Raw genomic sequence first — 6,796 nt, forward strand, 5'->3', positions numbered from 1 at the left:
CTACCTTTTATCCTTTCTTTTCTTTGCAACATAGCCTGCTGCCAGTAACAGAGCGATCAACACACCTACGGCCGGTCCTGTAGAAGATCCGGCAATCGACACACCCTGACCTCCGATATTCGGATTCTGGATCGTGATAGTTCCCATCTCATCCGCAGGAATACCTGTTAATTCTGCCAGACGTTTCAGACTGAGCGAGAATTCCACCTCATCTCCCGGCGTATTATCCTTATGTTCTGCATCATACACTGTATATGCTACTTTACTGTCACATTCATTATTATTTCCATATCCGATAAAAGCTTTCAAGTTAGTATGGATTCCTTCTGATCTCGGAGCCTGCGTACTCCAGTCGATATTTCCGTTCTTTTCCGGCTGGATCTGCATGGCAAATGTCTTGCCGTTGATCGTCAGATACCAGATCTGAAGCTGCATACCGGAGGTATATAATTCATTCATCTTAAAATGGCCATATAAAGTATCCCCGTCTAATGCAAGCTGACCATAATGATTACACTGTTTGTTATTACTGGAATATGTAATCTCCGTCTTCGGTCTTCCTTCCCAGTCATCATAATAGCCATCGATCTGGATATTGCCGCCTACATGGATTCCGCCCGTTGTATCTGTTGTTGCCTCATCCGTCATTTCTCCGGTAGTGGTTGCACTATTGTTATCCTCCGATGTAGTCTCAGGAGTTACTGCACTGCTGTCTTCTGATTCCGTACTGGAAATCTCTGTTGTACTCTCACCAGTACCGTCTGCAGTAGTATCTTCACTTACTGCTTCAGTAACACTCTGTTCCGTTGTCCCGGAGACTGTTGTATCATTTTTTTCAGCTTCAGTTGTATCTTCGGTCGTCAGAATTTCTTCCGTTGAGTCCTTCTCTGTAGCAGATGTAATTTCTTCCGTATTTTCTGTAGAAGCTTCTTCCGTAGTATTCTTTGTACCAATCGTAACTTCCGTGCTCTGCCCTTTATATGTTACCTTCAGCGTATCAAGATTAAAAGCCTCATAAGTATCAAGTGGAACCTGAATCTTCCATGTCATAAATTCATATCCGTAATATTGTTTTTTTCCGGTATTTGTAACCGTTCCGGAAGCCCCGCTGATTTCCGAACTCCATGCATCCTTTACTGAAAATGAACTTCCGTCTCCATTATTTCCATTATTCAATATGATCGCATTCAATCGATCCAGTGACACTCCGTCTGCCGACAGGTCAAAGCGCTCATTCAGATATCCTGACCAGCTCCATTATACCGAATACACAAATAATCATTATCCGTATATATATCTACTGTATTTCCATTATCTTCAAACGTTGCTGCCTGACTCCTCATTCCTGTCATTGGCATACAAGAAACAGCGATCAACAATACCGCTATCCCTACAGCTATTATTTTTTTACAGATTTTCTTATGTCTCATCATACATGCCTTCTTTCTGTCTGTTTTATGACATTCCACACAAAAAAGACCCATCTTATCCGAATGAGTCCCTATCTATTTTTTCTGGTCAGGCATCTGTTTCTTATAGAACAAGATTGCCTCCAGATTTTCTCTGCTCCGTTTCTCATTAACCGTCGGTAACAAAATGCGATCACACACCTGATACACCCCAAGCGGTGTATCCCCTATATCAAGCTGCATCAGCTCCGCATTCAATTCCGATAATTTTATCTTTAATTGTTCGTAAAAATAATCTCCGATTGCCTCTATACTTGCATTCCCGGCAAAACAGGGAAGTTCATTCAGATATAAGCCCTCATATCTGCCGAGAAAAATCTCAATCATTCTGTCTAGCCGTTTAAAATCCATATCTCGACCGGAATGATTACGAATATACAGTATCATCGTAAATGTATGACTGTGTGCCTGTTCTTTATTTCCATCAAAGCTATGGCTGGCATTAAAATGATACTGACACTTATAAAAATCAATCACATTATCACCTCAATCTTCTAGCCATTTGGGCATTATGCTACCTTTTCGACTGCTATTCTAGTATAGAAAACAAGCAAATTCAAGGAAGTACAACATTTTTTCACATTTGGAGATAACGAATTTTTTCAGCTGTTTCAGTCATTTTGCACAATTTACGTGTGAAATCCATATTCTTATATTTCATCTATCAAAAATCTCAGATTATTTCTGAAAAGGTTCAACATTTTGCCTAAAACAAAACCATTATACAAGAGGTTTTTATTCGATCATTCAAAATTCAAAAAAATCACATTTTTTCCTTGTCTAATCGGCACAATAATATTAAGATAGAGATAATTTGTAAATAAAAATAGAAATGCAGGAGTTTATTATGAAGAAAGTTGTTAAATTTGGTGGAAGTTCCCTGGCAAGTGCAGAACAGTTCAAGAAGGTCGGTAATATCATCCATGCAGATGAAAGCCGTGTATATGTTGTTCCTTCTGCTCCGGGAAAAAGATTTGATGGAGATACAAAGGTAACTGATATGTTACTTCATGCATATCAGACCGCCAGCGAAGGCAATGATATTGACGAAGAATTAAAAGCGATCAAAGCCAGATACGATGAGATCATCACTGGTCTTGAACTGAAGGATTTCAGTCTGGATGATGAGTTTGCCGAGATCAAAAAGAACCTTTCAGAGAATCCTCAGAGCGATTATGCTGCATCCAGAGGTGAATACTTAAATGGTAAGGTCATGGCAGCTTACTTGGTATTCCATTTATCGATTCAGCAGAAGTCATTTTCTTCAATGAAGAGGGAAATCTGAACGATTATAAGACATACAAGCGTCTGACCGAGCGTCTCGCTCAGAATGAACGTGCTGTTATCCCCGGCTTTTATGGTATGGGTAAAAATGGAAATATTAAGACCTTCTCCCGTGGTGGTTCCGATGTAACCGGTTCTATCGTTGCAAGAGCCAGCCGTGCAGATGTATATGAGAACTGGACAGATGTATCCGGTTTCCTTGTAGCCGACCCAAGAATCGTTCCGGATCCAAAGCCGATCAAATATATCACATACCGCGAGCTTCGTGAGTTATCCTACATGGGCGCTTCCGTTCTCCACGAGGACGCTATCTTCCCTGTAAGAAGCTGTGGTATTCCTATCAATATCAAGAATACAAATGCACCGGAAGATGCAGGAACATGGATCGTTGAAAGTACCTGCCAGAAGCAGGATTATGTTGTAACAGGTATTGCCGGAAAGAAAGATTTCTGTACGATCTTCATTACAAAAGCAATGATGAATTCAGAGATCGGCTTCGGCCGTAAGGTTCTTCAGGCATTTGAAGAGAACAATATCTCCTTCGAGCATATGCCATCCGGCATTGATACTATGACCATCGTTGTTCATGCAGACGAATTCATCGATAAGGAACAGAGCGTTGTATCTGCTATCCATCGTCTGGCAGAACCAGATTCTGTTGAGATCGAATCCGGTCTTGCACTGATCGCGGTTGTAGGTCGTGGTATGAAGTCAGCGAGCGGTACAGCAGGTAAGCTTTTCACTGCTCTCGCAAACAAGGGCATCAATATCAAGATGATCGATCAGGGTTCTTCTGAGCTTAACATCATCATCGGTGTTGAAAACCGTGACTTCGAGACAGCAATCAAAGCAATCTACAGCACGTTTATTACAAAATAATATTTATATCGTGGGCAATTATCAGAGCACATTGTATAAATACAGACTTTAGCTTATTGTCCTCGCACAGGTAATACAAACGCCTGTCATTGGTTCTTATTCAATCCAATGGCAGGCGTTTGTATTCATATTAAATATATTCCCATTTTACCAGACATCATTATAATTCTGATATGTAATTTTTTTTAACTTTCCTAATGATTTTACTTTTTTCTGATAAGCTTTTTTTGTTGTTCTCTTACCATTTACATAATACTCGTTTATTGTTTTATACGTTACCGGATCCATCCGTGTGCTATATTTCGCGACCTCTGTTCCACCCGACTTTGTCTTTTTGAAATATGTCTTTATATACACACCCATACGTCCGATAAATTCATCTACAAATGCTTTATCAGACATTTTTGTTATACGTGTATATATACCATGTTGGTCACTCTTTGTACTTTCGCTTCTAAGCTTTCCTTTATAATAATATTTAAACTTTAAAGGTTTCCCATTTGTCTTATAAAAATATTTATCCAAACACTTCTTGTATGTTGCCTTTGCTTTTTAGTAAACTTAGATGCTGTCTCGCTTCCACTACATGGCAGTATGAGTGCAATGATCAATAATGCACATAATAATAAAATACTTCTTTTTCTTTCGTAAATGTCTCCCTCCAAATTATTGATATATAAATAATAATATATATTATTTATTATTTCAACCAACTCATTTTCATTTAACATTTACACAATAAAACATTTGCCCACGACTTCAAGAACAGTTATAAATTTTATCTCTTACTGTGCGTCCGGCTGGCACATCTTGATCCGCTCTGCCGTATCCTTGGTAATTGCAAGGCATCTTCCGTGTACCCGGACGATGACATTTCCGAAAAACGATGATACCACCTGAACCTCATCCCCCGTATCTAACGGACAATCTCCAAATAATGCTTTATCTGCACAGTTCCACGCGATCGTTGAACAAAATCCATCCGCTGCATTTGATAATGACATCATAATAACCACCCTTTCTTCTAACAAATATGTGTCAATCATCTGCTGATATATGCTTAGTATATCCCCGATTATATAAATTATACTTCCGCACTTCCTGTGCAAGTCAATGCTAATTATTGTTCAACAATCTAATCTTTCTTATCAGAAACTAACTATCTGGTCAACCATGCTTTAGAAACCTTTTTGTTCACAAGTTCTGCTATTTATATTTTGTGTGAATAGTTCTCAAGTCGATGAAAAAAACCTAGAACATTCACAACATTTCCATCAATACTAAATACAACCACATAATTCATCTGTGGCACAACCACCTCATGGTATCCTTTTTGATCAAGAAAGTTATCTCTGCATCGTGGAAACTGCAATGGGTTTTCTTCCAATCTTTCATATATATCATTGATACTATCCAACAAGTGTCTGGCAGCCTGTTCATTCTTAAGTCGATAAAGCAAATAATAAACAAGTCTATCTAACAGTTTCTCTGCATGTTTTGTTATTCTCAAATTATAAGCCATACTTTCCCCTTGTTTCTTGAAGCGAGATTCTTGCATCCCTTACTTGACCTTTTCTTATTTGCTGTTCTGAAATTTCTATATCATGATACATCGCTATTCGATTCATGGTATTTTCGTAATTCTCCATACTCATAATAACCATATCACCATATCCATTTTTTGTAACATAAATTGGTTCTTCAGACTTGTGACACATATCTGATATCTCTGCTGTATTCTTTAATTCCTTAATTGGTATAATCTGTGGCATAATACCCACCTCCTACTTTATAATGGTATTATTATACCATAATTGTATTCTTTATAAAAGTAAATAACCGTAAAATAAACGGGCATGCGGACAAAAAGTTGGACTGTGTAATGTCTGACATGTTATGAGGTACACACAAGAACAAATATCGACAGCACTTGTATTGCTAAAAGCGACAGGATCCCCAGACAAAGTTGTCCAAACCTTAGGGTATCCATCTGCACCAATGCTTTATCATTGGCATAAAAAGTATCCCGAATATTACGATGTTCCAAATCAAAAGCATTGGAGACAAGCTCCAACTGAATTGAAACATGACGTAATTAAACGTTGCCTTATTAAGGGCGAGCCTGTAAAATTAGTGACAGAAGAAATCGGATACATACCTTCCTTGATATATAAATGGATTAGGGAGTATCGGGAGAAGGGATGTTTTCAACCCACGAAAAAAACTACTGCCAACATTAATGTAAATCCAAACGATATCACATCTGCGGAAGATATCAATGAGCTTAAAGCTCAGATGCTTGATATGCAGATGGAAATAGATATTCTTAAAGAAACAATCAATGTATTAAAAAAAGACCCCGGCATCGATCAGACAGCTCTCTCAAATCGAGAGAAGGCAGTGATAATCGATGCCCTGAAAAATAGGTATTCACTGCCGGATCTTCTTAAAAAACTAAACCTTGCAAAAAGTAGCTATTATTATCAAGAAAAAACCATTTATGCAGAGGATAAATACTCCAATCTTCGCAAAAGAATCGTACAACTGTTTCATGAAAATCGTGATATATTTGGTTATCGGAGAATTCATACGCTGCTTCATCGTGAAGGTATAAAAGTTTCTGAAAAAGCGGTTCGTCGTATTATGAAGCAGGAAAAACTAATTATCAGACGAAAACGCAGACAGAAATATAACTCCTATAAAGGTGAAATAACACCTGCGGTGGAGAATGTTATAGCTAGAGATTTCCATGCTACAAAACCGAATCAGAAATGGCTTACTGATATCACAGAGTTTTCTATCTTCACAAAACAAAAAAAATAGCCTAAAAGCCAGCATTTATGCGACTTCTAAGGCTATTCCTAATAGCAGGGGATGAGAGAATCGAACTCCCACCAAAGGTTTTGGAGACCCCTATCATACCATTTGACCAATCCCCTATACTGCTTAAGTGTCCTAAATTGGGACACTTAATAGGTAGATGAAATATTTACTTTTCATGTACCTTCAGAATTTCATACAGAAAGTCTTGCGACTTCATTCTCTCCAATCTCTTCCGCTTATCTTTCGAACCTCTCAGGATAAGTCTTCGACCTATTAGTATCTGTCAGCTGAATGCGTTACCGCACTTACACCTCAGACCTATCAACCTCGTAGTCTTCAAG

Annotated in this window: 8 protein-coding genes, 1 tRNA gene, 1 rRNA gene and 1 pseudogene; 2 read left to right on the forward strand and 9 right to left on the reverse strand. The window is 38.3% G+C overall.

Features of this window, described 5'->3' with window-relative positions:
• The 3 genes from DXA07_RS07760 to DXA07_RS07770 form a co-directional block, all read right to left on the reverse strand.
• Window positions 1-1,206, reverse strand: coding sequence for a Firmicu-CTERM sorting domain-containing protein (locus DXA07_RS07760; RefSeq protein WP_118484116.1), 1,206 nt, complete (start codon window positions 1,204-1,206; stop codon window positions 1-3).
• 29 nt (window positions 1,207-1,235) lie between these two features.
• Entirely contained in the window at window positions 1,236-1,433 is a 198-nt protein-coding gene (locus tag DXA07_RS07765) for a hypothetical protein (RefSeq protein WP_182429574.1), read from the reverse strand.
• A gap of 72 nt (window positions 1,434-1,505) precedes the next feature.
• The gene (locus tag DXA07_RS07770; RefSeq protein WP_118484120.1) at window positions 1,506-1,946 is read right to left on the reverse strand and encodes a 6-carboxytetrahydropterin synthase; all 441 of its coding nucleotides are present in this window, start codon (window positions 1,944-1,946) and stop codon (window positions 1,506-1,508) included.
• A gap of 370 nt (window positions 1,947-2,316) precedes the next feature.
• Here DXA07_RS07770 and DXA07_RS07775 point away from each other — a divergent pair.
• Window positions 2,317-3,632: pseudogene (locus tag DXA07_RS07775) on the forward strand (aspartate kinase).
• A gap of 147 nt (window positions 3,633-3,779) precedes the next feature.
• Here the strand turns inward: DXA07_RS07775 and DXA07_RS07780 are convergent.
• From DXA07_RS07780 to DXA07_RS07795, 4 genes are all read right to left on the reverse strand, one after another.
• On the reverse strand, window positions 3,780-4,157 hold the full coding sequence (locus DXA07_RS07780; protein WP_118484122.1) for a hypothetical protein: 378 nt from the start codon (window positions 4,155-4,157) through the stop codon (window positions 3,780-3,782).
• Between the two features lie 260 nt (window positions 4,158-4,417).
• Window positions 4,418-4,678 carry a ferrous iron transport protein A gene (locus DXA07_RS07785; protein ID WP_117807453.1) on the reverse strand — a complete coding sequence of 87 codons (261 nt, stop codon included), beginning with the start codon at window positions 4,676-4,678 and terminating at the stop codon, window positions 4,418-4,420.
• 164 nt (window positions 4,679-4,842) lie between these two features.
• Complete coding sequence (locus DXA07_RS07790) at window positions 4,843-5,154, reverse strand: type II toxin-antitoxin system RelE/ParE family toxin (protein WP_117822564.1); 312 nt, start codon at window positions 5,152-5,154, stop codon at window positions 4,843-4,845.
• Window positions 5,144-5,404 (reverse strand): type II toxin-antitoxin system Phd/YefM family antitoxin, encoded by a 261-nt coding sequence (locus DXA07_RS07795; protein ID WP_117807451.1) that lies wholly within the window; start codon window positions 5,402-5,404, stop codon window positions 5,144-5,146. Before DXA07_RS07795 ends, DXA07_RS07790 begins: the two co-directional genes overlap by 11 nt.
• Before the next feature lie 124 nt (window positions 5,405-5,528).
• Between DXA07_RS07795 and DXA07_RS07800 the strand changes: the two genes are divergently transcribed.
• Window positions 5,529-6,455, forward strand: a complete 927-nt coding sequence (locus tag DXA07_RS07800; protein ID WP_118484124.1) for an IS3 family transposase — start codon at window positions 5,529-5,531, stop codon at window positions 6,453-6,455.
• Window positions 6,456-6,500: 45 nt separating this feature from the next.
• Here DXA07_RS07800 and DXA07_RS07805 read toward each other — a convergent pair.
• Together DXA07_RS07805 and DXA07_RS07810 are read right to left on the reverse strand one after the other, a co-directional pair.
• Window positions 6,501-6,571, reverse strand: a tRNA-Trp gene (locus DXA07_RS07805).
• A gap of 137 nt (window positions 6,572-6,708) precedes the next feature.
• A 23S ribosomal RNA gene (locus tag DXA07_RS07810) occupies window positions 6,709-6,796 on the reverse strand; the annotation flags it as partial.

It is taken from the genome of Clostridium sp. AM54-37XD, assembly GCF_003478225.1.
In the GTDB taxonomy this organism is placed as follows: Bacteria; Bacillota; Clostridia; order Lachnospirales; family Lachnospiraceae; genus Coprococcus; species Coprococcus ammoniilyticus.